26 protein-coding genes are annotated in these 24,061 nt (G+C 69.2%); 15 read left to right on the forward strand and 11 right to left on the reverse strand.

Translation table 11 applies throughout. The features are described from left to right. Positions 1-30: 30 nt before the first annotated feature. The 4 genes from AB0J42_RS18925 (at position 31) to AB0J42_RS18940 (ending at position 3,015) form a co-directional block, all read left to right on the forward strand. Positions 31-591 (forward strand): TetR/AcrR family transcriptional regulator, encoded by a 561-nt coding sequence (locus AB0J42_RS18925; RefSeq protein ID WP_364295970.1) that lies wholly within the window; start codon positions 31-33, stop codon positions 589-591. 168 nt (positions 592-759) lie between these two features. After that, on the forward strand, positions 760-1,506 hold the full coding sequence (locus AB0J42_RS18930; protein WP_364295972.1) for an alpha/beta hydrolase: 747 nt from the start codon (positions 760-762) through the stop codon (positions 1,504-1,506). After that, positions 1,503-2,042 carry a DinB family protein gene (locus AB0J42_RS18935; protein WP_364295974.1) on the forward strand — a complete coding sequence of 180 codons (540 nt, stop codon included), beginning with the start codon at positions 1,503-1,505 and terminating at the stop codon, positions 2,040-2,042. Before AB0J42_RS18930 ends, AB0J42_RS18935 begins: the two co-directional genes overlap by 4 nt. A gap of 112 nt (positions 2,043-2,154) precedes the next feature. Continuing rightward, positions 2,155-3,015 carry an SDR family oxidoreductase gene (locus AB0J42_RS18940; protein WP_364295976.1) on the forward strand — a complete coding sequence of 287 codons (861 nt, stop codon included), beginning with the start codon at positions 2,155-2,157 and terminating at the stop codon, positions 3,013-3,015. Between the two features lie 15 nt (positions 3,016-3,030). Here the strand turns inward: AB0J42_RS18940 and AB0J42_RS18945 are convergent, their stop codons facing one another. Further along, on the reverse strand, positions 3,031-3,396 hold the full coding sequence (locus AB0J42_RS18945; RefSeq protein ID WP_364295978.1) for a helix-turn-helix domain-containing protein: 366 nt from the start codon (positions 3,394-3,396) through the stop codon (positions 3,031-3,033). A gap of 26 nt (positions 3,397-3,422) precedes the next feature. Next, the gene (locus tag AB0J42_RS18950; RefSeq protein ID WP_364295980.1) at positions 3,423-4,445 is read right to left on the reverse strand and encodes a LacI family DNA-binding transcriptional regulator; all 1,023 of its coding nucleotides are present in this window, start codon (positions 4,443-4,445) and stop codon (positions 3,423-3,425) included. A 332-nt stretch (positions 4,446-4,777) separates the two neighbouring features. Between AB0J42_RS18950 and AB0J42_RS18955 the strand changes: the two genes are divergently transcribed. The 6 genes from AB0J42_RS18955 to AB0J42_RS18980 all read left to right on the forward strand — a co-directional run bounded on the left by AB0J42_RS18955 (position 4,778) and on the right by AB0J42_RS18980 (position 12,669). Further along, positions 4,778-6,535 carry an ABC transporter substrate-binding protein gene (locus AB0J42_RS18955; RefSeq protein ID WP_364295982.1) on the forward strand — a complete coding sequence of 586 codons (1,758 nt, stop codon included), beginning with the start codon at positions 4,778-4,780 and terminating at the stop codon, positions 6,533-6,535. Between the two features lie 66 nt (positions 6,536-6,601). Further along, positions 6,602-7,597 (forward strand): ABC transporter permease, encoded by a 996-nt coding sequence (locus tag AB0J42_RS18960; RefSeq protein WP_364295984.1) that lies wholly within the window; start codon positions 6,602-6,604, stop codon positions 7,595-7,597. Further along, positions 7,594-8,484 carry an ABC transporter permease gene (locus tag AB0J42_RS18965; protein WP_364295986.1) on the forward strand — a complete coding sequence of 297 codons (891 nt, stop codon included), beginning with the start codon at positions 7,594-7,596 and terminating at the stop codon, positions 8,482-8,484. Before AB0J42_RS18960 ends, AB0J42_RS18965 begins: the two co-directional genes overlap by 4 nt. Beyond that, positions 8,481-9,425: an ABC transporter ATP-binding protein gene (locus AB0J42_RS18970; RefSeq protein WP_364295988.1), complete on the forward strand. Its 945-nt coding sequence runs from the start codon at positions 8,481-8,483 to the stop codon at positions 9,423-9,425. Before AB0J42_RS18965 ends, AB0J42_RS18970 begins: the two co-directional genes overlap by 4 nt. After that, the gene (locus AB0J42_RS18975) at positions 9,425-10,315 is read left to right on the forward strand and encodes an ATP-binding cassette domain-containing protein (protein ID WP_364295990.1); all 891 of its coding nucleotides are present in this window, start codon (positions 9,425-9,427) and stop codon (positions 10,313-10,315) included. The genes AB0J42_RS18970 and AB0J42_RS18975 overlap by 1 nt, the downstream gene beginning before the upstream one ends. Further along, on the forward strand, positions 10,312-12,669 hold the full coding sequence (locus AB0J42_RS18980; RefSeq protein WP_364295992.1) for a glycoside hydrolase family 2 protein: 2,358 nt from the start codon (positions 10,312-10,314) through the stop codon (positions 12,667-12,669). The genes AB0J42_RS18975 and AB0J42_RS18980 overlap by 4 nt, the downstream gene beginning before the upstream one ends. A 12-nt stretch (positions 12,670-12,681) precedes the next feature. Here the strand turns inward: AB0J42_RS18980 and AB0J42_RS18985 are convergent, their stop codons facing one another. The 4 genes from AB0J42_RS18985 to AB0J42_RS19000 all read right to left on the reverse strand — a co-directional run bounded on the left by AB0J42_RS18985 (position 12,682) and on the right by AB0J42_RS19000 (position 14,541). Then, a complete protein-coding gene (locus AB0J42_RS18985; protein WP_364295994.1) occupies positions 12,682-13,032 on the reverse strand; it encodes a VOC family protein in 351 nt (116 codons plus the stop codon). A 27-nt stretch (positions 13,033-13,059) separates the two neighbouring features. After that, on the reverse strand, positions 13,060-13,272 hold the full coding sequence (locus AB0J42_RS18990; RefSeq protein ID WP_364295996.1) for a hypothetical protein: 213 nt from the start codon (positions 13,270-13,272) through the stop codon (positions 13,060-13,062). 164 nt (positions 13,273-13,436) lie between these two features. Continuing rightward, on the reverse strand, positions 13,437-13,649 hold the full coding sequence (locus tag AB0J42_RS18995) for a DUF397 domain-containing protein (protein ID WP_364295998.1): 213 nt from the start codon (positions 13,647-13,649) through the stop codon (positions 13,437-13,439). Positions 13,650-13,680: 31 nt separating this feature from the next. Then, entirely contained in the window at positions 13,681-14,541 is an 861-nt protein-coding gene (locus AB0J42_RS19000) for a helix-turn-helix transcriptional regulator (protein ID WP_364296000.1), read from the reverse strand. Between the two features lie 275 nt (positions 14,542-14,816). Between AB0J42_RS19000 and AB0J42_RS19005 the strand changes: the two genes are divergently transcribed. Further along, positions 14,817-15,197, forward strand: coding sequence for an ATP-binding protein (locus tag AB0J42_RS19005; RefSeq protein ID WP_364296182.1), 381 nt, complete (start codon positions 14,817-14,819; stop codon positions 15,195-15,197). On the opposite strand, the gene AB0J42_RS19010 is transcribed toward AB0J42_RS19005, so the two are convergent. After that, a complete protein-coding gene (locus AB0J42_RS19010) occupies positions 15,181-16,167 on the reverse strand; it encodes an RDD family protein (RefSeq protein ID WP_364296002.1) in 987 nt (328 codons plus the stop codon). The genes AB0J42_RS19005 and AB0J42_RS19010 overlap by 17 nt on opposite strands. Positions 16,168-16,321: 154 nt before the next feature. Here AB0J42_RS19010 and AB0J42_RS19015 point away from each other — a divergent pair, with 154 nt between their 5' ends. After that, positions 16,322-16,813, forward strand: coding sequence for a hypothetical protein (locus AB0J42_RS19015; RefSeq protein ID WP_364296004.1), 492 nt, complete (start codon positions 16,322-16,324; stop codon positions 16,811-16,813). Positions 16,814-16,923: 110 nt separating this feature from the next. Here the strand turns inward: AB0J42_RS19015 and AB0J42_RS19020 are convergent, their stop codons facing one another. Then, positions 16,924-18,342 carry an aspartate aminotransferase family protein gene (locus tag AB0J42_RS19020; RefSeq protein WP_364296006.1) on the reverse strand — a complete coding sequence of 473 codons (1,419 nt, stop codon included), beginning with the start codon at positions 18,340-18,342 and terminating at the stop codon, positions 16,924-16,926. A gap of 99 nt (positions 18,343-18,441) precedes the next feature. Between AB0J42_RS19020 and AB0J42_RS19025 the strand changes: the two genes are divergently transcribed. Continuing rightward, complete coding sequence (locus tag AB0J42_RS19025; protein WP_364296008.1) at positions 18,442-19,473, forward strand: LacI family DNA-binding transcriptional regulator; 1,032 nt, start codon at positions 18,442-18,444, stop codon at positions 19,471-19,473. An 18-nt stretch (positions 19,474-19,491) separates the two neighbouring features. Here AB0J42_RS19025 and AB0J42_RS19030 read toward each other — a convergent pair whose 3' ends face one another. From AB0J42_RS19030 to AB0J42_RS19040, 3 genes are all read right to left on the reverse strand, one after another. Continuing rightward, positions 19,492-19,920, reverse strand: a complete 429-nt coding sequence (locus AB0J42_RS19030; protein ID WP_364296010.1) for a PIN domain-containing protein — start codon at positions 19,918-19,920, stop codon at positions 19,492-19,494. Continuing rightward, positions 19,917-20,159, reverse strand: a complete 243-nt coding sequence (locus AB0J42_RS19035) for a type II toxin-antitoxin system CcdA family antitoxin (protein WP_364296012.1) — start codon at positions 20,157-20,159, stop codon at positions 19,917-19,919. Before AB0J42_RS19035 ends, AB0J42_RS19030 begins: the two co-directional genes overlap by 4 nt. 253 nt (positions 20,160-20,412) lie before the next feature. Next, positions 20,413-21,903, reverse strand: coding sequence for an alpha-N-arabinofuranosidase (locus AB0J42_RS19040; RefSeq protein WP_364296014.1), 1,491 nt, complete (start codon positions 21,901-21,903; stop codon positions 20,413-20,415). Positions 21,904-22,089: 186 nt separating this feature from the next. On the opposite strand from AB0J42_RS19040, the gene AB0J42_RS19045 reads away from it, so the two are divergent. Continuing rightward, positions 22,090-23,421: an extracellular solute-binding protein gene (locus tag AB0J42_RS19045; protein WP_364296016.1), complete on the forward strand. Its 1,332-nt coding sequence runs from the start codon at positions 22,090-22,092 to the stop codon at positions 23,419-23,421. Next, complete coding sequence (locus AB0J42_RS19050; RefSeq protein ID WP_364296018.1) at positions 23,418-24,053, forward strand: sugar ABC transporter permease; 636 nt, start codon at positions 23,418-23,420, stop codon at positions 24,051-24,053. Before AB0J42_RS19045 ends, AB0J42_RS19050 begins: the two co-directional genes overlap by 4 nt. Positions 24,054-24,061: the final 8 nt, after the last annotated feature.

The raw sequence follows: 24,061 nt of genomic DNA on the forward strand, positions 1-24,061 counted from the left end.
ATAATATGAAGACCGGTCTATTTTGATCCTATGGGACGTAAGGGTGACCAGACGCGGGGGCGGCTGCTCGACGCGACGCAGGAGCTGATCGAAGCCGGGGGATACTCCGGCGCCGGGCTGAACCAGGTGATCGCCCTCAGTGGCATGCCCCGGGGGTCGCTCTACTTCCACTTTCCCGGCGGCAAGGATCAACTGGTCGCCGAGGCGCTGCGGCGGGCCGGGCGGGAGATCGAGCAGGCCGTGCGGGACCTCGCGGAGACCGCGCCCGACACCGCCGCCCTGGTCACCGGCGTCATCCAGCTGCTGGCCGAGCGGCTGCAAGGGTCGGGCTGGCGCAAGGGCTGCCCGGTGGCGACGGTCGCCCTGGAGATGGCGGCCGGTCATGACGAGCTCCAGCGGGTCTGCGCCGAGGTGTACGACTCGTGGGAGGCCGTCATCCGGGAACGGCTCGCCGCCGACGGGCATCCCGACGCGGACGACACCGCCACGACCGTCCTGGTCCTGATCGAAGGCGCGCTGCTGCTCGCCAGGGCACGGCGCAGCCGGGCGCCTCTGGACAGCGCGGCCCGGCGCATCATCGCACTGCTGTAAACCGGGCCGGCAATATGTAGACCCATCTATTTAAGCGCTCCCATAGAACCGGACTCGATCGTCTTCGGTGCTGCCGGGTTCGTCGGGCGTGCGCTGGTCGGGGAGCTCCTGCGGCGCGGCCACGGCGTCGCCGCCGCCGTACGCCTGAACATCCCGGAGGCGCGAGCGGTGAACGTCGCCGGGCTGCTGCGGCGCCTCCCCCGTACGATCACCGGAGCCGAGCCCGAGACCCTGTCCTTCCTGTCCTCCGACCGCTACGACACCGCCCCGGGGCGGGCCGTCGCCAAGCGCCCCATGCCACCGGTCGGACCGGCGCTCAGCCGCTGGGCCGACGACCTGGTCGCCACCGCCTTCGGCATCACGGCCCCGCCACCAGGACCGTACGGGTTCCGGCAGGTCGCGGGCAGCGCGACCTGGCTGAGCGGGGAGCGCGCGAACCCGTCCCACGTCCTGCTGCACGGGCTGCCGCTCGACTCCACCTCCTGGTCGGAGGTGATACAAGGGCTGGACGCGCCGGTTCTCGCCGCCGACCTGCCCGGGCTCCTCCAGGCGCCCGCTCCCCGGCTGTGGCGCTCCCGGTTCGCCGTGCCCGTGCTGCGACGCGTGACCTCCGCCCGCCTGGCCGGCGCCCTGGGCGTTCCGGAGAGCCCGGCCACCGCCGGCGCCGCGGCGAACCTGGCCCGCCCGGGCCACGCGCGCCGCGTCGTCGCCGCGCTGCGAGCCGCCCGCGACGACCTGGTGAGCACGCTTGCGCGGGTGACCGTCCCCGTGGAGATCGTGACCGGCTCGGCCGACCCGCTGACGGTGACCGTGGACAGGCCGGTGACCGTGATCGAGGGAGCCGGCCACTACCCCCAGCTGACCCATCCGGACGCCCTCGTCCGGACGCTTGGCACCTACACTCATCGATCATGACAAACCTAGACGCGCAGGGCAGGCCCGAACCCCCGGCCGCCGCCGACGAGGCAGGCACCCTCCTGGGCTTCCTCGACTTCCACCGCGCCACGTTCGCCTGGAAGTGCGCGGGCCTCGACGCGACCGGCCTGAACACCACCGCCGCCGCCTCCCCGATGACCCTCGGCGGCATGATGAAGCACCTGTCCTATGTCGAGGACCACTGGTTCTCGGTCGTCCTGCACGGCCGCGACCCCCACCCGCCGTGGGACACCGTCGACTGGCAGGCCGACCGCGACTGGGACTGGCACTCCGCCGCCTCCGACACCCCCGACCACCTCCGGCGGCTCTGGGAGGACACGGTCACCCGCTCCCGCACCGCCCTCGACGAGGCCCTGACCACCGGCGACCTCGGCCTCCTCGCCCGCCGCACCCTCTCCACCGGCGAGCACCCCAGCCTCCGCTGGATCCTCTGCCACATGATCGAGGAGTACGCCCGCCACAACGGCCACGCCGACCTCATCCGCGAATCCATCGACGGCACCACCGGCGAGTAGCCCCGTCACCCTTACTTTCACACCAGTGCCTTACTTTGAAGTGGGTACTTCTGCGCAGGTGAGACCGCTGCTTAGGCTCGAATCCGTCTGAATCGGGTCTTAGGGGGTCATCATGGGATATGTCGTCACCGGTGCCACGGGGCAGCTGGGCGGCCTGGTCGTGGACGGCCTGCTCGCCGCGGGCGTGCCGGCCGACCGGATCGCCGCGGTCGTGCGCGACGAGCACAAGGCCGCCCGGCTCCGCGACCTGGGCGTGGAGCTGCGCGTCGCCGACTACGACGACGCCGGGGCGATGCGGACCGTCTTCCGTACGGGCGACCGCGTGCTGCTCGTCTCCGCCAGCGAACCGGGCCGCCGGGAGCCCCAGCACCGCAACGTCATCGAGGCCGCCCGCGCCGCGGACGTCGCGCTGCTCGCCTACACCAGCATCCTCGGCGGGCCCGACGCCGACTTCATCCTCGCCGCCGACCACAAGGCCACCGAGCAGGTCATCCTCGACTCCGGCGTGCCCTACACCCTGCTGCGCAACGGCTTCTACCACGAGGTCTACACCGACACCATCCCGCAGATCCTGGAGCGCGGCGCCGTCACCGCCTCCGCCGGCGACGGCCGCCTCGCCACCGCCGCCCGCGCCGACTACGCCGCCGCGGCCGTCGCCGTCCTCACCGGCCAGGGCCACGAAGGCAAGGCGTACGAACTGAGCGGCGACACGGCATGGTCCTTCGCCGACTTCGCGGCCGAACTGTCCAAGCAGACGGGCCGGGAGATCGCGTACCACCCGCTGACCACCGACGAACACCGGAACACCCTGCTCCAGGCCGGACTCCCGGAGCCGGTGGCCGACCTGGTGGCCGACATCGACCGGGCCATCGAACGCGGCCTGCTCGCCCGTACCTCCGAAGACCTGCGCCACCTCACCGGCCGCCCCGCGACCACCCTCGCCGACGCCATAGCGACCGCCCTCAAGGGCTGACTCCTGTGCGAGCCGTCAGGACCTTGACGCGTCGTACTGCTCGCGGGCCGTCTGGACGGCGGGGAGGCTGCGCTGGGTCCATTCGGCCAGCTTGCGGACCTGGGCGGCGGCTTCGCGGCCGAGCGGGGTGAGGGAGTAGTCGACGTGGGGCGGGATGACGGGGCGGGCGTTCCGGTGGATCATGCCGTCGCGTTCGAGGGTCTGGAGGGTCTGGGCGAGCATCTTCTCGCTGACGCGGCCGATCGTGCGGCGTAGCTCGCTGAAGCGGTGGGTGCGCTCCTCCAGGGCGAGCAGGATGAGGACGCCCCAGCGGCTGGTGACGTGTTCCAGGACGAGCCGGTACGGGCAGGTTTCCTCGGAGGTCCTGTTACTTACTTTCACGTCTGTACCCTATTTGCGGACCGGGTTCAGGAACCGACCCCGGGTGGGGCGGTGCTGCCGCGGGGGACGAGGCGGGGGGCCTCGTCTTCGACGGGGGTGACCTCGTCGCCCTCGATGAGGCGGAGCAGTGTCCGCGCCGCGTGTGCCCCGTACGCGGGGATGTCGCGGGTGATGGCGCTGAGCGCGGGGCGGACGATCTGGGAGAGCGGCGAGTCGTCCCAGGCCACGATGGACAGGTCGGCGGGGACGCGGAGGCGCAGCTCGTCGGCGGCGGACATGCCGGCGACGGCCATGATGTCGTTGTCGTACATGATGGCGGTCGGGCGGGTGACGGCGCTCATCAGCCGCCGGGTGGCGTGGGCGCCCTCCTCGCCGGTGTAGTCGGTGTGGGCGATCGTGTGCCAGTCGAGGCCGCGCTCCTGGCAGGCGGCGGTGAAGGCCTGGTCGCGCAGGACGGTGTGGACGAGGTCGGGCAGGCCGGCGACGCGGGCGATGCGGCGGTGGCCGAGGGCGTGGAGGTATGAGACGGTCTCGCGGACGGCGGCGGCGTCGTCGGCCCAGACGGGGGTGAGCGCGCCGGCCGCCGAGGGGTCGCCGAGGACGACGGCGGGCATGCCGAGCTCGTCGAGCGCGGTGACGCGGGAGTCGGAGAAGCGCAGGTCGACGAGGATGGCGCCGTCGACGCGGCCCTCGCCCCACCAGCGCCGGTAGAGCTCGGTCTCCTGTTCGGGGGTGGTGACGACCTGGAGCATGAGGGCGTAGGAGCGGGGGGACAGCTCGGTCTCGATGCCGCTGATCAGCTCCATGAAGAACGGTTCGACGCCGAGGACGCGGGCGGGCCGGCACAGGGTGAGGCCGACGGAGCGGGCGCGGGCGTCGTTGAGGGCGCGGGCGGCGCTGTTGGGCCGCCAGCCGATCTCCTCGGCGATGGCCTTGATCGCGGCGCGCTTGGCCGGTGACACGCCGGGGCGGTCGTTGAGCGCGTAGGAGACGGCGACTTTGGAGACGCCTGCCCTGCGCGCGATGTCGGCGATCGTCGGTCGCTTCACCGAGCCCCCTTGGTGAACCGGTTAGCCAGGTACGTTTCTGCACCTTACTACCGGCCTGGGGGGCGCGCACCTGCGATTCTGTGTTTGGGAGCGCTCCCCAGGCTTAACCGAGCCGCATCTCAAACGGGTTACGAACCTTGACGGACTGGTGGCCGGATTTTACCGTCGCGGTACTTATCCGGTTCAGCGATAAGTCGTCCGGGCCATTTCGGGAGCGCTCCCAAAATGCCTGGTCGGCGCAGTACGGCGGCGTTTTGTCCCGGGCCGCCCAGTTTTCGGGGGTTGCACAGACGGTCGACCCTCCGCCGAGCGGCGGGGGAAGGAGAGCACACATGCAGACCCGGGCGCGGATTCTCATACCGCTCCTCGCGGCGGGCCTGGCCGCAGCCGCCTGTACCGGTGGCGGCGGCGCCGCCGCACCGACACCCGCAAACACCGAGGCGGCCAGCGCGCCCGCCGACGCCAACGCCGGCGGGTTGCCCCGTAACGAGACGCTCTACACGACCGGCACCCAGTGGGGCCCGCCGGCCAACTTCAACCCGATCCGCGAGTGGGACTCGGCCACCGGCACCAAGGGCCTGGTGTACGAGACGCTCTTCCACTACGACCCCAACGAGGCCAAACTCGTCCCCTGGATCGCCGAGAGCGGCAGCTGGGCCGACGACAAGACGTACGAGGTCAAGGTCCGCCAGGGCGTCACCTGGGCCGACGGCAAGCCGCTGACCGCCAAGGACGTCGCCTTCTCCTACAGCCTCGGCAAGATGGAGACCGTCCCCTTCCACAACATGTGGGACTGGCTGGAGAACGTCGAGGCGACCGACGACCAGACGGTCCGCTTCACCTTCTCCGACGCCCGATACCAGGAGTGGGACTACAACCTCTACAGCCGCGTCATCGTCCCCGAGCACATCTGGGGCGGCCTCTCCGAGGAGGACGTGCTCAACGGCGTCAACGAGAACCCGGTCGGCAGCGGCGCCTACAGCTACCAGAGCCACGACCAGGACCGCGTCGTCTGGGTCAAGCGCGACGGCTGGTGGGGCAAGGACGCGCTCGGCATGGACCCCAAGCCGAAGTACATCGTCGACGTGGCCACCCCGAGCAACGAGGTCGCCATGGGCATGCTGCTGCAGAAGGGCCTGGACCTCAGCAACAACTTCCTGCCCGGCGTGTCCAACCTGATCAACGGCAACTTCGGGATCACCTCGTACTACAACGAGCCCCCGTACATGCTGTCGGCCAACACCGCCTGGCTGGTGCCCAACACCACCAAGAAGCCGATGGACGACCCGGCCTTCCGCAAGGCGCTGGCCACCTCCGTGGACGTCAAGAAGATCGTCGAAGGCGTCTACGGCAACCTGGTCAAGGAGGCCAGCCCGACCGGCCTGCTGCCGCAGTGGGACCAGTTCGTCGACCAGGGCGTGGTCAGCTCCGACGGCTTCACGTTCAGCACCGACGAGGCCAAGAAGATGCTCGCCGACGCCGGCTACCGCGACCGTGACGGCGACGGCCTGGTGGAGAACAAGGACGGCTCGAAGATCAGCCTGACCATCGAGGTGCCCACCGGCTGGACCGACTGGATGGAGGCGGCCCGCGTCATCGCCGCCAGCGGCAAGGCGGCCGGCATCGAGATCACGCCCGAGTTCCCCGACTTCAACGCCCTGGTCGAGAACCGCAGCAAGGGCAACTTCGACCTCATCATCAACAACGAGCGCCAGCTGTCCAGCAGCCCCTGGACCTACTACGACTACATGTTCAACCTCCCGATCCAGAAGACGCAGAACACCGTCAACTTCGGGCGGTACGAGAACAAGGAGGCCTGGAAGCTCGTCCAGGAGCTCGACGGCGTCAAGACGGACGACATCGAGGGCATGAAGGAGGTCATCTCCAAGATCCAGAAGATCCACCTGGACGAGATGCCGATCATCCCGCTCTGGTACAACGGCCTGTGGGCCCAGTCCAGCAACTCCACCTGGAAGAACTGGCCCTCCTCGGCGGAAGGCGCCCCCAAGTACGCGGCCACGATGTGGCGCAACTGGATGGAGCTCGGCGGTTTCGAAACCCTGACCCAGCTCCAGCCCGCGGCCGACTGACCTGACACTTCGGCGCCCCCTCCGCCCCGTCCTCCCGGGGCGGAGGGGGCACCTGGGGAGATCTTCGTGCGCCAATACTTCGGCAGGAAACTGTTCATCTACGGCCTGACCTTCGTGGCCGCCGTCACGGTCAACTGGATGATCCCGCGCTTCATGCCCGGCGACCCGGTCGCGAGCATGCTGGCCAGGGCCCGAGTCTCGCAGCCCGAGGCCGTCGAGGCGATGCGGGCCTACTACACCAGCCTGTTCGGCTTCGACCAGCCGGTCTGGCAGCAGTACCTGAACTTCTGGGGGGCGATGTTCCGCGGCGACTTCGGGATCAGCATCTACGTGTTCCCGACGCCGGTGACCGACCTCATCCTGGGGGCCGTCCCGTACACGCTGGGTCTGATGATCCCGGCGGTGCTGCTCAGCTACTGGGCGGGCAACCGGCTCGGCGCCTTCGCCGCCCGCCGCCAGCTGCTGGACAACAGCGTGCTCCCGGTCGGCTACATCCTCACCGCGACCCCGTACATGTGGCTGGCCGTGCTGCTGGCCTGGGGGCTCGGCGTGGTGGCCGGGTGGTTCCCGGTGGCCGGCGGCTACGCCTTCTCGCTCCAGCCGAGCTGGTCCTGGCCGTTCATCGAGAGCCTGCTGCACCACTGGGCGCTGCCGTTCCTGTCGCTGTTCCTGGTGGCGCTCGGCGGGTGGGCGATCGGCATGCGCAACATGATCATCTACGAGCTGGAGTCGGACTACTCCACCTACCTGGCGGCGCTCGGCGCGCCGGCCCGCCTGATCCGCCGCTACGCCTACCGCAACGCCATGCTGCCCCAGATCACCGGCCTGGCGCTGCAACTCGGCGTGCTGGTCGCGGGCGCGCTGGTCACCGAGATCGTCTTCTCCTATCCCGGGATCGGCAGCCTCATCCTGAAGGCCATCCAGAACCAGGACTTCTTCCTGCTCCAGGGCTCGTTCATGTTCATCGTCGTCGGGGTGCTGGTGGCCAACTTCATCATCGACATCGTGTACGTGCTCATCGATCCGCGCACGCGCACCGGGATGGCGGGAGCACAGGCATGACCACCACCACACCGACGGCACTGCCCACCGAGGAACGCGTGGTCCGCCGCGAAGCCCTGTACTTCGCCGTGCGGAACCCCAAACTGGTGATCGGCTTCTCCATCGTGTTCGTGTTCGCCGTGATCGGCCTGCTCGGGCCGGTCCTCCTGGACGTGGACTCGCCCAACGAGTACGTGGCGATGCCCATGCTGCCGCCCTCGTCCGAACACTGGTTCGGCACCACCACGCAGGGCCAGGACGTCTTCACCCAGTTCGTGTACGGAGTGCGCACCACCTTCCTGGCCGGGGCGATCGGCGGCGGCATCGCGGCCGTCATCGCGATGGCGATCGGCTTCACCGCCGGCTACCGGGGCGGGCTGGTGGACGAGGCGCTCAACATGCTCACCAACATCGTCCTGGTCATCCCCACCCTGGCCGTGCTGCTGATCATCAACGCCTACCTCGGCATCCGCAGCGTCGGCATGCAGGCCCTGCTCATCGGCCTCACCTCCTGGCCGTGGGCGGCGCGCGCCATCCGGGCCCAGACGTTCTCCCTGCGGTCCCGGGACTTCGTCGACCTGGCGAGGCTGAGCGGCGTCGGCACCCCCAGGATCATCGCCCGCGAGATCGCGCCGAACATGAGCTCCTACCTGTTCATGACGTTCATCCTGCTGTTCGGCAGCTCGGTGCTGATCGCCGCCTCGCTGGACTTCATCGGGCTCGGGCCCACCGAAGGCGTCTCGCTCGGGCTGATGCTGCAGAACGCCACCCAGTGGAGCGCGCTCCAGCTCGGCCTCTGGTGGTGGTTCGTCCCGCCGGGCGCGGCCATCACCGCCGTCGTCGGCGCCCTGTACGTGGCCAACGTCGGCCTCGACGAGGTCTTCAACCCGAAGCTGAGGGAGACATGAGTCTGCGGGTAAGCGACCTGAGGGTGCACTACCGGACCCTCAGAGGAGATGTGAAGGCGCTCGACGGGGTCTCCTTCGCCATGGACGACGGGGAGATCCTCGGCCTGGCGGGCGAGTCCGGGTGTGGGAAGACCACGCTGGGCAAGAGCCTCATCCGGATGGACGGCCGGATGCGCCACATCGGCGGCTCCGTCGAGCTGGACGGCCGCGAGCTGCCGATCGGCGACGACCGGGCCATGAACGGGTTCCGGTTCCACGAGATCTCGCTCATCCCGCAGTACTCGATGAGCGCGATGAACCCGACCCGCCGGATCGGCAAGATGATCAACGAGCTGCTCCGCTCGCGCGGCGTGACGCTCGACCGCGAGGAGCTGGAGCGCCGGATCGCCCAGGTGGGGCTGCCGGTCGAGGTGCTCGGCCGCTACCCGATCGAGCTGTCCGGCGGCCAGAAACAGCGCGTGGTCATGGTCATCTCGACGCTGCTCGACCCGGCGCTGCTGATCGCCGACGAGATCACCTCCGCGCTCGACGTGTCCACCCAGAAGGCGGTGGCCAAGGCGCTGCTCGACTTCCGCGACCGCGGCTACGTCAAGAGCATGATCTTCATCACGCACGACCTGGCGCTCACCGCGCACATCGCCGACACGATCATGGTGATGTACGCGGGCAAGCTGGCGGAGAAGGCGCCCACCGAGGAACTGATCAAGGCGCCGAAGCACCCGTACACGAAACTCCTGATCAACTCGCTGCCGGAGATCGGCGTCCGGTTCGAGGAACGCAAGCTGGAGGGCATCCCCGGCAGCCCGCCGTCGCTGCTCAGGCCGCCGCAGGGCTGCCGGTTCCGGGACCGCTGCCCGCTGGCCTCCGAGCAGTGCGTCGAGGAGCCGCCGGCGACCGAGGTCGAGCCGAATCACTACGTCGCGTGCTGGAAGGCCGCCTGATGCTGAAAGTCGAGAACCTCACCAAGGTCTACAAGGTCGGGACCTTCGGCGGGCGGACGCTGAAGGCCGTCGACGCCGTGAGCTTCGAGGTGCCGCAGGGCGAGGTCGTCTCCCTCATCGGGGAGAGCGGCAGCGGCAAGAGCACGATCGGCAAGATGATCCTCGGTCTCATCCCGATGACCAGCGGGACCATCACCGTGGACGGCGTGCCGGTCAGGGCGGGCAGGGAGTACTACCGGACCGTCCAGGGCGTCTTCCAGGACCCGTTCAGCTGCTACAACCCGGTCTTCAAGGCCGACCGGGTCTTCCAGCTGATCAAGGACAGCTACTATCCGTCGGTCTCCGACAAGGAGTGGGCCGAGCGGGTCCACGTGGCGATCGAGGACGTGCGGCTCAACCCGCGCGAGGTGCTCGGCAAGTTCCCGCACCAGCTCAGCGGCGGCCAGCTGCAGCGCCTGCTGATCGCGCGGGCGCTCCTGCTGGACCTGAAGCTGCTGATCGCCGACGAGATCACCAGCATGCTCGACGCCTCCACCCGCATCGATGTGCTGAACCTGCTCGCCGAGCTGAAGACCCGCGGGCTGAGCGTGCTGTACGTGACGCACGACCTGTCGCTCGGCCACTACCTCGCCGAACGCACCGTCGTGCTGCGCAGCGGCACGATCGTCGAGATGGGCCTGACGCACAAGGTGTTCGACGGCCCGCTGCACCCCTACACCAGGCAGCTCCTGTCGTCCGTGCCCCGGCTGCACGCCCCGTGGGAGGACGCCGCGGCGGTGGAGACCTGCCTGTACCACGAGCGCGGCGGGAAGGGCGGCCTGTACGAGGCCGAACCCGGTCATTTCGTGGCCTGCGCCCAGCTCGACGACTGCCAAGGAGAACCTTCTTGACCTCGTACCGACCGCTGCACGACGGCTGGGTCCTGTCGGCCCCCTCGCGGGACCTGGCCGGCGTGCCCGCCAGCGTGCCCGGCTGCGTCCATACCGATCTGCTGGCCGCCGGTCTCATCGACGATCCGTACCTGGACGACAACGAGAGCCGGCTCGGCTGGATCGGCCGCACCGCGTGGACGTACACGACCTCGTTCTCCTGGTCGCGCGACGAGCACGAGCGCACCGACCTGGTGTGCGCGGGGCTGGACACGGTCGCGGAGGTCACGCTCAACGGGGTGCGCGTCGGCGCCACCGCCAACCAGCACCGCTCCTACCGGTTCCCGGTGCGGCACCTGCTGCGCGAGGGTGAGAACACGCTCACCGTCACCTTCTCCTCCGCCCTGGAGTACGCCGAGGAGCGGCAGGCCGTGCTCGGCCACCGCCCCGGCGCGTACCACTCGCCTTACGCGTTCATCCGCAAGATGGCCTGCAACTTCGGCTGGGACTGGGGGCCCGACCTGGTCACCGGCGGCATCTGGCGCCCGATCGGGCTGGAGAGCTGGAGCGGCGCCCGCCTCGCCGCGGTCCGCCCGCTCGCCGACGCCTCCGGCCGGGTGGACGTGCACGTGACGGTCGAGCGCGCCACCGAGGCGCCGCTCACGCTGACCGCCGAGGTGGCCGGGGTGTCGGCGGAGGTGCGGCTCGCCGCCGGCCAGCGCACGGCCGTCGTGCCGCTCACCGTGCCGGAGCCGCGGCTGTGGTGGCCTCGCGGGTACGGGGAGCCGCACCGCTACGGCCTGACCGTGCGCCTCGGCGACGCGTCGTGGACCGGGAAGATCGGCTTCCGCACGGTCGAGCTGGAACGGGAGGAGTTCCGGCTGACGGTCAACGGGACGCCGGTGTTCGTCCGGGGCGTCAACTGGATCCCCGACGACTGCTTCCCCTCCCGCATCACCCGCGACCGGCTCGCCGGCCGCTTCGGCCAGGCGATCGACGCCGGGGTCAACCTGCTGCGCGTATGGGGCGGGGGCCTGTACGAGAGCGAGGACTTCTACGACCTGGCCGACGAGCTCGGGCTGATGGTGTGGCAGGATTTCCCGTTCGCCTGCGCCGCCTACCCGGAGGAGGAGCCGTTCCGGACGGAGGTCGAGGCCGAGGCGCGCGAGCAGGTGACCCGGCTCTCCGCCCATCCCAGCCTGATGCTGTGGTGCGGCAACAACGAGAACCTGGAGGGGTACGCCGACTGGGGCTGGCAGGACAAGCTGGAAGGCCGGAGCTGGGGCGCCGCCTTCTACCGCGAGCTGCTGCCGTCCATCGTGGCCGAGCTCGACCCGACGCGGCCGTACATCCCCGGCAGCCCCTTCTCCGCCGACCCCGCCGACCCGCCGCAGGACCCGTCCACCGGCACCATCCACATCTGGGACGTGTGGAACCGGAAGGACTACAGCCACTACGCCGCCTACACGCCCCGCTTCGTCGCCGAGTTCGGCTTCCAGGGCCCGCCCGCGTACGCCACCCTCCGCCGCGCCGTCTCCGGCGACCTGGCCGCCGACGCCCCCCTCGTCCTCCACCACCAGAAGGCCATCGACGGCCACGGCAAGCTGATGCGCGGCCTCGGCGACCACCTGCCCGCGCCCGCCACCTTCGACGACTGGCACTACCTGACCCAGCTCAACCAGGCCCGCGCCCTCACCTTCGGCATCGAACGCTTCCGCGCGCTCATGCCGCACTGCATGGGCACGATCGTCTGGCAGCTCAACGACTGCTGGCCGGTCATCTCCTGGTCCGCGGTCGACGGCGACGGGCGTCGCAAACCCCTCTGGTACGCGCTGCGCCGCGTCTACGCCGACCGCCTCCTCACCGTGCAGGGCTCCTCGGTGGCCGTGGTCAACGACTCGGGGACGGCCTGGCGGGGCGACCTCGTCGTCACCCGCCTCACCCTGGACGGCAAACCCCTCGCCGAGCAGGTCTCGCAGGTGACGGCGGACCCCCGCTCGGTGGCCCGGCTGCCGATCCCCGCCGCCGTCGCGACGTCCGACGACCCTTCCCGGGAACTCCTCTCGGTCCGCCTCGGCGACCAGCGCACCCTGTCCTTCTTCGCCGAGGACCCGGCCGTGGCCTTCCCGCCCGCGGCCTACGACGCCACCGTGGACCGGGCGGACGGCGGCTACCGCGTCACGGTCACCGCCCGCACGATCCTCCGCGACCTGGCCCTCTTCCCCGACCGCCTCGACCCCGCCGCCTCCGTGGACACCATGCTGCTCACCCTCCTACCAGGCGAAACCGCCACCTTCCACATCACCACCACCGCGCCCCTGGACACGACGGCACTCACCACCCCCCCGGTCCTCCGCTGCGTCAACGATCCATGACCCGTTCAAAGGTCAGGACTGGTGGCTGACGACGTTGACCACCTTGCCGTCCGGGTCGCGGGCGAAGAAGCGCCGGACGCCCCAGTCCTCGTCGGTGATGGGGTGCACGATCTCCGCGCCGGTCGCGCGTACGGCCTCGTAGACGGCGTCGACGTCCTCGACCTCGACGCTGAGGTCCGGGTTCACAGGTGCCGCCGCGTCCTTGGTGATGAGGATGACCTGGGCGGTGGGGTTGGACGGCGAGACCAGGTTGACGACCCAGCCGAGGTTCATCTCCTCGCGGAAGCCGAGGAGTTGGTAGAAGGCGCTGCTCGCGGCCGGGTCGGAGGTCGTGATGTCGGGTACGGAACGACGAATGGTCATGCGCCGGACGCTAACACCCACCCGGCCCTAGACCATGTCAAGGAGCTCTGACCGCTGTGGCACGCCCATCGAGCCGATCGGCCGCAGACAGGCGAGAAGTCCGGCCAGCACCAGCACCGACGGCAGCGCCCACCGCAACGCCACCTCCCCGAACGAGCCCAGGTCGGCGAGCAGCGGCGTCAGCACCGGAGTGCCAGCGAAGTCGGAAGGCGACTGGGCCGGACTGTAGAACACGGTCATCCTTCGCACGTCCTCCGGCGGGTGCAACTCCCGCCACAGCTCCCACCGCCACCAGGAGGGCAGGAAAGCAGCGACGGCAGCGAGAGGCCAAGTGGCGAGGAGAGGACGCGGTAACGGGAGCATGATCACAAACGGTACTGCCTGTAGATCACCAAGAGGGACGGTTAGGGAATGTCGAACTCTCTCTTGCTCGCGCCATCAAGGAACGCGTCCCATTCCCGGTGGCTGAAAACCAGTACAGAGCCATCAGGGTCTTTGCTGTCGCGTACCGCCACGATGTCGGGCAGGTTCAGAGCGACCTCCACACATGCCCCACCCTGACCGTTGCTCTTGGAAGCCTTGCGCCAACGGGCACGCGACAGGTCCGGCTGCGCCATCTAACCCTTCCTCTTCTGCGTATGGGATCCGCTACTCACGTAGATCATGGGCAATCTGCTTGATGAGTGAGCAGGAGTCACTCACCGAGAGCGCTGTAGCGCGGAGATGGTCGAACTTCTGTAGGTATCGCCCTATTTCGTGTGCCTTCTCCAAATAGAGCGTACCTGTGTGGTACTCGATGTACACGACGCTGGGGTCTGCCGGCTCGAAGCCGAGCACGTGAAACGCCCCGTCCATGGACGGATGAGCGCCGGCTGTGAACGGAAGTACCTGAAGTGTGACGTTGGGCAGTTTCGTCGCCTCAAGCAGTCGTTCGAGCTGCGCCCGCATGATCAGAGGACCGCCTACGACGCGTCGGATGACGGCTTCGTTGACCACCATCCAGAGCTTCGGAGCGTTTTCACGGGTCAGGAGCTTCTGCCGGGTCAGCCGTACGGTCACCCGCTGCTCGATGTCTTGATCATCGGCGTCTACGAGTGTGGCTCTGTGAACCTCGCGAATGTAGTCCTCGGTCTGGACGAGACCAGGGATGAACTCGCTCTCGTAGATCTGCAACGAGGACGCTGCTGCTTCCAGGCCCAGGTAGACCTTGAACCCTTCAGGGACCGCCTGTCCATACGCGTGCCACCAGTCCCGCTGGCGTGCCTCGCGTGCCAGGACGAGCAGGTTGTCGCGGTCCGCTCGGTCTACCTGATAAACGTCCAACAGCGCTCGGACGTCGCTGGGCTGGATTGCCCTGCGAGCCGTCTCGAACCGGCTGAGCTTCGTCGGATGCCAATCGAGATGGCCGACGACTTGTTCGATGCTCAGGCCACGCTCTTCTCGTAGCTCACGAAGGGCGCTTGCCAACTGCCGTCGCCGCACGGTTGGACTCCGGGTCTCGTGCGCCATCGGATCACTTTCCAATCTCCCAGCCGGGGGTACAACCCGCACTAGTCGGGCAGTTGCTGTTGGGCACTTGCCAATTTACATGTGCCCGTTGGACACTTGGCCGTGATGTCGCCGGGGGACCGGCTTCTGTCGGGCTAGGTTAGGTAGCTGAAAGTAGTGGGTCTGCTACGAAACCGCTAAGTGATCTCGCTGCCAGGACGACGGCCCGGTTACGCAAGAGTTGGAGACAGGAATCGGGAGGCGGCGTGGTGCACGAAAGATTCCTTGCCGAGGTGGTGCTGCCTGGAGCCCCGCGATCAGTCTCAGTGGCTCGACACTGTGTCGGCCGAGTCCTGATGGACGCCGGACATCGCAACGTGGACAACGTGCTCCTCGCGGTCAGCGAACTGGTTTCCAACGCCGTACGTCATACCGTCTCAGGTTTGGCCGGTGGGCTGATCACGGTCGACGTCAGAGAGATCGGGGACGCCATCGCCCGGATCTCCGTCATTGATCAGGGAGCCAAGACCGTTCCTCGGCTGCGCGAGCCCGAGGAGATGGAGTGCACAGGTCGAGGGCTCCGCATCGTCCATGAGATCTCGGCCCGCTGGGGTGCGGAAGACGACGCGCTCGGCGGGAGGGCGGTGTGGGCTGAAGTGTTCACGACGGGGACCTGACTGAGGTGCCCAGAAGTCGGTCGTGCAGCAGCTGCCCGTTTCGGTCCACGAACGACCAGAGGGCGTCGGCGGTCAGCCACAGGACCCCGTACTCGGGCCACAACACGGCGACGGGGAAGAGCAGTGCCCGGAGCGCCGCCTTGCCCGGTGTGGCGCCTTCCACCCGGAGTCCGACCAGGCGTTTGCCCACGGTCGTGCCGCGCGGGATCCACACGTACAGGAACATCAGCGCGACCACGGCCAGGTCGGTGCCCACCGGCAGCGGCCCCGCTTCCACATGGGAGAGCAGCCCCCGGAAACCGGCGAAGTCGAGGAAGTCGTGGTTCTCGTAGAGCAGCGGCACCACCAGGCCGAGCGCCACGCAGAAGATCACGTAGTCGGCCAGCAGCGCGGCGGCCCTGAGCCCGAACCCGTCAGAAGTGGCACCGGGACGGTGGGGCATGCGGAGGGAGGCGACCAGCACCAGCGCGGCGGCGAGCAGGTAGCAGACCTGGTCGCGTCCCCAGACGCCGGCCATGGCTACGAACCACTGCGGGCTGAGGATCGTCAGCGCGAAATCCTGCGCGAGGGTCGGCACCGCCGCCGCCACCACCAGCCCCCAGGCGACCCGCCGCGCCACCGCCTCCGGATCGCCCTGTCGAAGGCAGCCAAGGAACCCGGCCAGCACCAGCACGGCCGGGAGCGCGCAACCGTACGCCACGTTCGAGACCACGCACAGATCGTTGACCAGTGGAGACAGGACCGGCGTCGGGTTGAAGCTGTCGAACGTGCGCACTACGCCGTAGGTGACGACGTAGTACCGCTCCTCGAAGATCGGCTCTGGCCCCCACCCCGACAGATCGACACCTTCCACCAACGGGCGCAGCGCATCCGACATCAACCACCCCTCCCACATCCACCAGGTGGGGACGAAAGCAACGACGACGGCGGCCGACCAGGCGGCGATGACGGGGCGCGGTAAAGGAGGCACGACCGCGAACGCTACCGGCTGTAGATCACCGACAGGAAGCGGATCAGGATCGCCTCTCGGCCGGGAGTATCCGCCTAGTGGCCGGCCTGCTCCAGCAGGTGCAGCCAGTGAATATCGGGTGGTGGGCTTTCCGATCGTGTCGGATGCTGGGGTCATGATCAGGATTCCGCCGCGTACGGCTACCGACGCCTACTTCGCCAAGCAGGGCGGGTCGAGGCAGCTCGACATAGTCTTCGACATCGATCTCGGGGAACTGTTGGAAGGCCACCATGTGGTCGCCCGCGGACTGGAGCTGTCGGACGTCGGCGGCGTGCTGCACTACGAGTTCGTTCCCGGATTGTGGGAGCACGAGAAGGAAACCAAAGGACCGTTCTTCTGGTATTGGATGCTGTCCACCGAGGATGACCTGGGCACCCCCTACGACGACGACAACCGTGGTGCTTTCGATTCAGAGGGCAAGACGGCTGCGCATGGAACTCGCTACCTCGGCGGGCCGGTTCCCCACGAGGCCCGCCGGCTTCGGGTGAACTTCACGCCGGCCGAGGGATGGACGCCGACGCGATCTTGGTGTCGGCAGCTGAATATCGCACTGCCGGGCGGTCGCGTCACCGAGACGTGGACCGACCCGAAACGGGACGCCCGATAGACGCCCGATAACGGTCAGGGCACCGGCCCGCGCCCGGCGGAATCCAGTTCCGAACCGTACTAGGGGAAGTCAGCAGGCGGGCGCGGTAACGAGGATGGGTGCAAACCGTACTAGCTGTAGATCACCGACAGGAACCGGATCAGGATCGCCTCCCGCAGCGGGGCCGGGAGCGCGTCCAGGACGGTGTTGACCACGGCCATCCGGGGCTGCCCCGATCCGGGCCGCAGGTCGACGCCCACCGAGGCGGCCAGTTCGGCGAAGGTGGCGTCGTCGAGGGCGTCCAGGTCCAGGCCGGTGATCAGTTCGACCAGGCCGTCGGGGACGGCGGGAGGGCCGAGCCGCCTGGCCGCCTCCGTCGATTCGGCGATCACCTTGAGCATCGCGTCCACCCCGGCCAACGTCACCCCCGTGACCGTGATGTGCAGGTTCGCCGGGATCCCTGCGTACGAGAGCTGGGGTTGCAGGAACCAGCCGCGCGCCCGCGCCTCGTCGGCGAGCACGAACACGTCCACCTCGTCGGAGGCGAAGGCCACCAGCGTGGACTCCGGCGAGCCGAGCACCCGCAGCCCGCCGATCCCGGCCAGCCCGGCGCGCAGCCGGTCCGCTGCCTCCAGGGTGGCGCGGCCCAGCTCGACGTAGCCTTCGCGGCCGAGGGCCTGGAGGGTCGCCCAGGCGCCGCCGAGCGGCCCCGCCGACCGGGAGCTCTGCACGGTCGCGTTGATGATCGTGTAGCCGGGCCAGGCCGCCGACGCGAAGTAGGCCCGCCGCCGCATCGCCGGGTCGGCGAAGAGCACCACCGACGCCCCCTTCGGTGCGTACCCGAACTTGTGCAGGTCGCAGGAGATCGACGTCACCCCGGGCACCGACAGGTCGAACGGCGGCACGTCCGCGCCCGCCTCCCGCAGCCACGGCAGCAGCCAGCCGCCCACGCACGCGTCCACGTGGCAGCACACCCCGGCCTCCGCCGCGATCGCGGCGATCTCGCCGACCGGGTCGATCACCCCTTGCGGGTACGAGGGAGCGGACGCGACCACCAGCACCGTGTCCTCGTCCACGGCGTCGGCGACCGCCCGCACGTCGGCCTTGAACGTCTCCAGGTCCACCGGCACCGGCCTGACCTCGACCCCAAGGTAGTGGGCCGCCTTGTGGAAGGCGGGGTGGGCGGTGACCGGCAGCACCAGGTTCGGCCTGGACCGGCCGGCCGCGTCGCGGGCCGCCTTCACCGCCAGCATGATCGACTCGGTGCCGCCGCTGGTGAAGACGCCGTGGCCGCCGCCCAGCACGTCCGCCACCGCCCCGACGACCTGCTTCTCCATCTCCACGATGCTGGGGAACGCCGTCGGGTCGAGACAGTTGACCTCCAGCATCGCCGCGTAGGCGCGCGCCGCCGTGTCGTGCACCTCCGGCCGTCCCGTGTCGTACACATAAGAGGTCACCTGGCCGCCCCGCACGGGCAGGTCGTGCTCGGTGAGCCCGGCCAGCTCGGCGAGCAGATCCTCGGCGGTCCTCCCGGTCTCGGGCAGATTCAACGCGCACTCCTCAGTCCCGTGGATCGTTTCACCGAAGGGTAAAGCGCGGAACCGGAATTCGCCCTGTTAGCGTTATTGCAAAAAAGAGGGGGTGAGCGCATGGCCGGTAAAGGGGACGCTTCCGAGGCCCCGCGCAGGCCCGCCGTGCTGGGCGATGTGGCGGCACTGGCGGGGGTTTCGGCGATGACGGTCTCGCGGGTGCTCAACGCACCGCATCGGGTGCGAGCCGAGACCCGCGAACGCGTGCTCGCCGCCGTCCGCGAGCTCGATTACTGGCCCAACCTGGCCGCACGCCAGCTCGTCACCGGCCGTTCCGGCGTGCTCGGCGTGGTCAGCATCGACACCACTCTGTACGGTCCCGCGTCCACGCTCTACTGCATCGAGCAGACGGCCAGGCTGAGCGGCTACAGCGTCAGCATCGCCAGCCTGAGCATGCTCAGCAGGAAGTCCATCGAGGAGGCGATCCGGCGGCTGCGCGCCCAGGCGGTCGACGGCGTCGTCATCCTGGCCCCGCACGAGTCGGCCGCCGACGGGCTGCGCCACCTGCCGCTCGACCTGCCCGTGGTCGCGGTCGACGCCGGCGAGGACATCCCGGTCCCGGTCGTCACCGTCGACCAGCGCGCCGGGGCCGCCCGCGCCACCCGCCACCTCCTCGACCTCGGCCACGCGACCGTCCACCACCTGGGCGGCCCGGTCAACTGGCTCGACGCCAACTACCGCATCGACGGCTGGCGCGAAGTCCTCGCCGCCGCCGGCCGCCCCGCCCCGGAGCCGCTGCGCGGCGACTGGAGCCCCCGCTCGGGCTACGAACTCGGCAAACGCCTCGCCGCCGACCCCTCCGTGACCGCGATCTTCGTCGGCAACGACCAGATGGCGCTCGGCCTCAAACGCGCCCTCCGCGAGGTGGGCCGCCGGGTGCCGGACGACGTGAGCGTGGTGGGCTTCGACGACATCCCCGAGGCCGCGTACTTCTGGCCCCCGCTCACGACGGTGCGCCAGGAGTTCGCCGAGGTCGGCCGGCACGCCTTCCACCTCCTGCTCGACCGCATGGCCGGCCACACGGAGCCGGCCCGCCGCCTGGTCGAACCCCAGCTGATCGTACGAGAGAGCACCGCTCCCGCTCCCCGATGAGGGAGCTCGTCGGGGGTCTTATTCGTCGGGGTCGGCGATCTGGATGATGTGCAGCGGCTCGTCCAGCGCACTGGATGGCTCGTCCCACCTGGTCCGATCGAGGGTCAGGATCGGGCACACGGATGCGTCCGCCACAGCGGCGACGTGCGCATCCCACGGGGGCAGGCCGGTCCGAGAGATGACGTCCGCCAGGTTGGCGGCCTGCTCGGGGCCGGCGAGCGGCGCGACGGTGACCGCGTCAAGGAGGTCCAGCCCGGCCAGCAGGTCGTCTGCTTCGTCGCTGCGCGCGTCGAGTGAGGCGCCGGCGAGCGCGAGTGTGGGCACGACGAGCGGCTGGTCACGGGAGTCGAAGGTCTGTATGAGCGTGATGAGGCCCAGGTCGCCGCGGGCGATTTCGGTGAGGATGCCCGTGTCGATGATGTAGGGGGTGGGGGTGTGGGTGCTCACAGTTGGCGCTGGCTCTCCACGTGAGCGATCATGCGGTCCACCTTGGCCGTCACGGCGGGGTCGGCCTTGGCTTCTGCGACCTTCGACTGCCAGAGAGCGCGGAGGCGGCGCTCACGGTGGACGCGGTCGGCGAGGGCTTCGTTGACGTACGCGGACACGTTGTCGGCGCGGCTTTCCGCGTAGTCCAGAAGATCGGCGTCCACCGTCACGGTGACGGCGCGCTTACGGCTCTTGCTCATGGTTGAATCATATGACGCTCATATGATGCCGTCGAGGACGCACGCGGAACACTCCGAGCCGAGCACCCGATGTATGGAGACTCGGAACGTTGCAGGGTGCGGGCCGATCAGCACGCCCGCGTCCCGCATCCTGCCTCGCCGGTCGGGATCAGGAGCTGACGGTGACCTTCCATTCGCCAGGGTCGGGATCGACGTTGGAGCGCGAGGCCTCCGAGGTGGTTTCGCTTGAGGGACCACCTCGGAGGCCTTGCTGTCAGGACAGGTGGATGACGTTCCAGCTGACCGGGGGCAGGAGGACGCGCAGCGGGTCCTGTTCGACGTTCTCGTTCGTACGGGGGGAGACGCGGTCCGGGTCGTCGGCCGTGTTGCGGGCGTAGACGTCCGGGTCGGTGAGGGTGGTGGCGGAGGTGATGCGGGCGTCGCCGAGGGCGCGGGCGTCGAGTTCCAGGGAGAGGGGGGCGTCGCTGGCGCGGTTGATGGCGAAGATGGTGACGCCCTGGTCGGAGTGGGTGGCGACGGCGTGGAGGAGGGGCTGGTCGCCGTAGTCGGCGGTCTCGTACATGGGGGAGTCGGGCTCTACGCGCAGGACGTCGCCGGCGGCGTGCCGGCTGGCCTGGGCGAAGGGGTGGAAGGTGGTCTGGCGCCAGGCGCGGCCGCCGGGCTCGGTCATGATGGGGGCGATGACGTTGACGAGCTGGGCCAGGGAGGCGGCCGTCACGCGGTCGCTGTTGCGGAGCAGGGTGATGAGGAGGCCGCCGAAGGCGACCGCGTCCGCGAGGTGGTAGTGGTCTTCGAGGAGCGGCGGGGCGATCGGCCAGTCCGCGGGCGGTTCGGCGGACTGGAAGCGCGACAGGTACCAGACGTTCCACTCGTCGAAGGAGATGTCGATCCGCTTGCGTGACTTGAGCTTGGCGCCGACGTGGTCGGCGGTGGCGGCGACGGAGCGGATGAAGTACTCCATGTCGGCGGAGCAGGCGAGGAAGCTGCCGAGGTCGCCGTCCTTCTCCTCGTAGTAGGCGTGGCAGGAGATGTAGTCGACGACGTCGTACGTCTCTTCCAGCACGGTCGCCTCCCACGCGCCGAAGGTCGGCATGGTGGAGCCGGAGCTGCCGCAGGCGACGAGTTCGAGGTCGCGGTCGACCATGCGCATGGCGCGGGCGGTCTCGGCGGCGAGGCGCCCGTATTCGTGCGCGGTCTTGTGGCCGGTCTGCCAGGGGCCGTCCATCTCGTTGCCGAGGCACCACATGCGGATGCCGTGGGGTTCCTTGGCGCCGTTGGCGATGCGCAGGTCGGACAGGGCGGTGCCGGAGGGGTGGTTGCAGTATTCGAGGAGGTCGAGGGCTTCGGCGATGCCGCGGGTGCCGAGGTTGAGCGCCATCATGGGTTCGGCTCCGGCCTTGCGGCACCAGCGGACGAACTCGTCGACGCCGACTTCGTTGGTCTCGGTGCTGTGCCAGGCGAGGTCGAGGCGGCGGGGGCGGTTCTCCTTGGGGCCGATGCCGTCTTCCCAGCGGTAGCCGGAGACGAAGTTGCCGCCGGGGTAGCGGACGGTGCTGATGCCCAGCTCGCGGGTGAGGTCGAGGACGTCGCGGCGGAAGCCGTCCTCGTCCGCGCCGGGGTGGTCGGGCTCGTAGATGCCGGTGTAGACGCATCGGCCCAGGTGCTCGACGAAGGTGCCGAAGGTGCGGCGCCGCACCGGCGCCACCCGGAACGCGGGATCGATCGTGAGGCGGGCGTTGTGCACGGAGGGCTCCTTGCGGTTGGTGGTGCTCCTGTGATTGTTAGCGTTATCAACGCGCGGGTCAAGGGTCCGGCAAGCGCTTGCCGGACAAGCCTTGACAGAGGTCGTGTTACCGCTAACACTCGGGTCACCCAGCCCTCAGTGCCCCTGTGTCCGTGAGAACACTCCTCGTCGAAGGAAGTGGCCACTGTGCAAGACCCCCCATTCATCACCCGCCGGCATCTGCTCGGCGGAAGCCTTGCCCTCCTCGGCGCCGCCGCCTCCGGCTGCGCCATCCCCGTGGGACTCGGTTCGTCCCAGACCCGTGTCAAGTACTGGCACTTCCTCGGCGCCAGCGACGGCATCATCATGAACCGGATGGTCGGCGCGTTCGCCCAGGACAACCCCGGCATCTTCATCGAGGAGAACGTGCTCGCCTGGGGCGAGCCGTACTACACGAAGATCGCCATGGCGGGCGCCGGCGGCCGCTCGCCCGACGTCGCCACGTTCCACCTCGCCCGGCTCGCCGGCATCGGCGCGGGTGAGCTCCTCGACCCGATCAACCTGGACCTATTAGCGGAGGTCGGGCTCCAGCCGTCCGACTTCAGCCCGCCCATCTGGGAACGCGCCCACTACAAGGGCACGCTGTACGCGGTGCCGTTCGACGCGCACCCGATGGTGCAGTACTACAACACCGACCTCTGCGAGCAGGCCGGACTGCTCGGCCCCGACGGCAAGCTCCAGCCCACCACCGGCCAGGACCAGCTCCTCGACCAGCTCCGCAAGGCCAAGCAGGTGCTCGGCGGCAAGCCGCCGCTGGTCTTCGACGCGCTCGGCCTCGGCACCGTCGGCCCCTGGCGGGTCTGGTACTCGCTCTACCCGCAGAGCGGCGGCACCCTGCTGTCGGAGGACGGCAGCCAGGTCACCATCGACGACCAGAAGGCGCTGGACGCGCTCCGGTTCATGCGCCGCCTCGGCGAGGAAGGGCTCTGCGACCCGACCACCGACTACGGCGCCTCGGTGGCGAAGTTCACCAACAGCGAGGCCGCGTTCCTGTGGAACGGCGACTGGGAGGTCACCGGCCTCAAGGAACGCGGGACGCCGTTCAGCATGGGGCGCTTCCCCAGCGTGTTCGGCAGCGGCGCCGCCCAGGCCGACTGCCACGTGTTCGTCCTGCCGCACCAGCGCGACCGCGACCCCGAGGTGGAACGGGCGACCTACCAGTTCATCGCCTACCTGGTGAAGAACAGCGCCGACTGGGCCGTGGCCGGGCACGTGCCCTCCTACCTGCCCGCCCTCCAGGAACCCGACTACCTGGCGCTCCAGCCGCAGTCGGAGTACCGCTCGGTCATCACCGACGTCGCCCTCGACCCTCAGGTCTGGTACACCGGCTCCGCCTCCCGGCTGTGGATCGAGTTCGGCGGCGCGTTCTCCCCGGTCATCAGCGGTGAACGCACCCCGGAAGAGGGGCTGGCCGCCGCCAAGGCGGCGCTGAACCGGCTCATGTCCGCCCCGAACCCCTTCCCCGCCGAGGAGCGATGATGACCACCACCGTCGCCGCCCCCGCGACCACATCCCCCGCCGAGAAAGCCCAGGTCAAGCGGAGCTGGACGCAGCACGGCCTGCTGTTCGTCATCCCCTTCCTGCTGATCTACGTCGCCTTCCTCGTCTGGCCGACGCTGCTCGGCTTACGGATGAGCTTCACCGACGTCAACATCGCCGGCAGCAACGACCGCTTCGTCGGGTTCGCGAACTACGTCGAGGCGTTCGCCGACCCGCGCATGTGGCGCTCGCTCTGGAACACGCTCGTCTTCACCGTGCTCAGCACGGTCCCGCTGGTGATCCTCGGCCTGGCCCTGGCCCTGCTCGTGCACCACCTGCGGTTCATGCAGTGGCTGTGGCGGCTGTCGTTCTTCGGGCCGTTCCTGCTGCCGTCCGCCGTGGTGTCGATCCTCTGGCTGCAGATGATCTACCCGCCCGAGTACGGCCTGCTCAACGGCACGCTCGGCACCGACATCCTCTGGCTGGGCGACCCCTCCCTGGCCATGTGGTCGGTCGTGCTCACCACCGTCTGGTGGACGGTCGGCTTCAACTTCCTGCTCTACCTGGCCGCTCTCCAGTCGATCCCGCAGCACCTGTACGAGGCCGCCTCGATCGACGGGGCGTCCGCCTAGGACAAGCT

This window comes from Nonomuraea sp. NPDC049649 (genome assembly GCF_040675175.1).
In the GTDB taxonomy this organism is placed as follows: Bacteria; Actinomycetota; Actinomycetes; order Streptosporangiales; family Streptosporangiaceae; genus Nonomuraea.

Coding starts and splice junctions, on each gene's coding strand:
- AB0J42_RS19025 (WP_364296008.1), top strand. CDS start 18,442: ATGGCCGGTAAAGGGGACGCTTCCGAGGCCCCGCGCAGGCCCGCCGTG.
- AB0J42_RS18940 (WP_364295976.1), top strand. CDS start 2,155: ATGGGATATGTCGTCACCGGTGCCACGGGGCAGCTGGGCGGCCTGGTC.
- AB0J42_RS18985 (WP_364295994.1), bottom strand. CDS start 13,032: ATGACCATTCGTCGTTCCGTACCCGACATCACGACCTCCGACCCGGCC.
- AB0J42_RS18975 (WP_364295990.1), top strand. CDS start 9,425: ATGCTGAAAGTCGAGAACCTCACCAAGGTCTACAAGGTCGGGACCTTC.
- AB0J42_RS18925 (WP_364295970.1), top strand. CDS start 31: ATGGGACGTAAGGGTGACCAGACGCGGGGGCGGCTGCTCGACGCGACG.
- AB0J42_RS18995 (WP_364295998.1), bottom strand. CDS start 13,649: ATGGCGCAGCCGGACCTGTCGCGTGCCCGTTGGCGCAAGGCTTCCAAG.
- AB0J42_RS18965 (WP_364295986.1), top strand. CDS start 7,594: ATGACCACCACCACACCGACGGCACTGCCCACCGAGGAACGCGTGGTC.
- AB0J42_RS18935 (WP_364295974.1), top strand. CDS start 1,503: ATGACAAACCTAGACGCGCAGGGCAGGCCCGAACCCCCGGCCGCCGCC.
- AB0J42_RS18990 (WP_364295996.1), bottom strand. CDS start 13,272: ATGACCGTGTTCTACAGTCCGGCCCAGTCGCCTTCCGACTTCGCTGGC.
- AB0J42_RS19015 (WP_364296004.1), top strand. CDS start 16,322: ATGATCAGGATTCCGCCGCGTACGGCTACCGACGCCTACTTCGCCAAG.
- AB0J42_RS19000 (WP_364296000.1), bottom strand. CDS start 14,541: ATGGCGCACGAGACCCGGAGTCCAACCGTGCGGCGACGGCAGTTGGCA.
- AB0J42_RS19050 (WP_364296018.1), top strand. CDS start 23,418: ATGATGACCACCACCGTCGCCGCCCCCGCGACCACATCCCCCGCCGAG.
- AB0J42_RS18955 (WP_364295982.1), top strand. CDS start 4,778: ATGCAGACCCGGGCGCGGATTCTCATACCGCTCCTCGCGGCGGGCCTG.
- AB0J42_RS18970 (WP_364295988.1), top strand. CDS start 8,481: ATGAGTCTGCGGGTAAGCGACCTGAGGGTGCACTACCGGACCCTCAGA.
- AB0J42_RS19035 (WP_364296012.1), bottom strand. CDS start 20,159: ATGAGCAAGAGCCGTAAGCGCGCCGTCACCGTGACGGTGGACGCCGAT.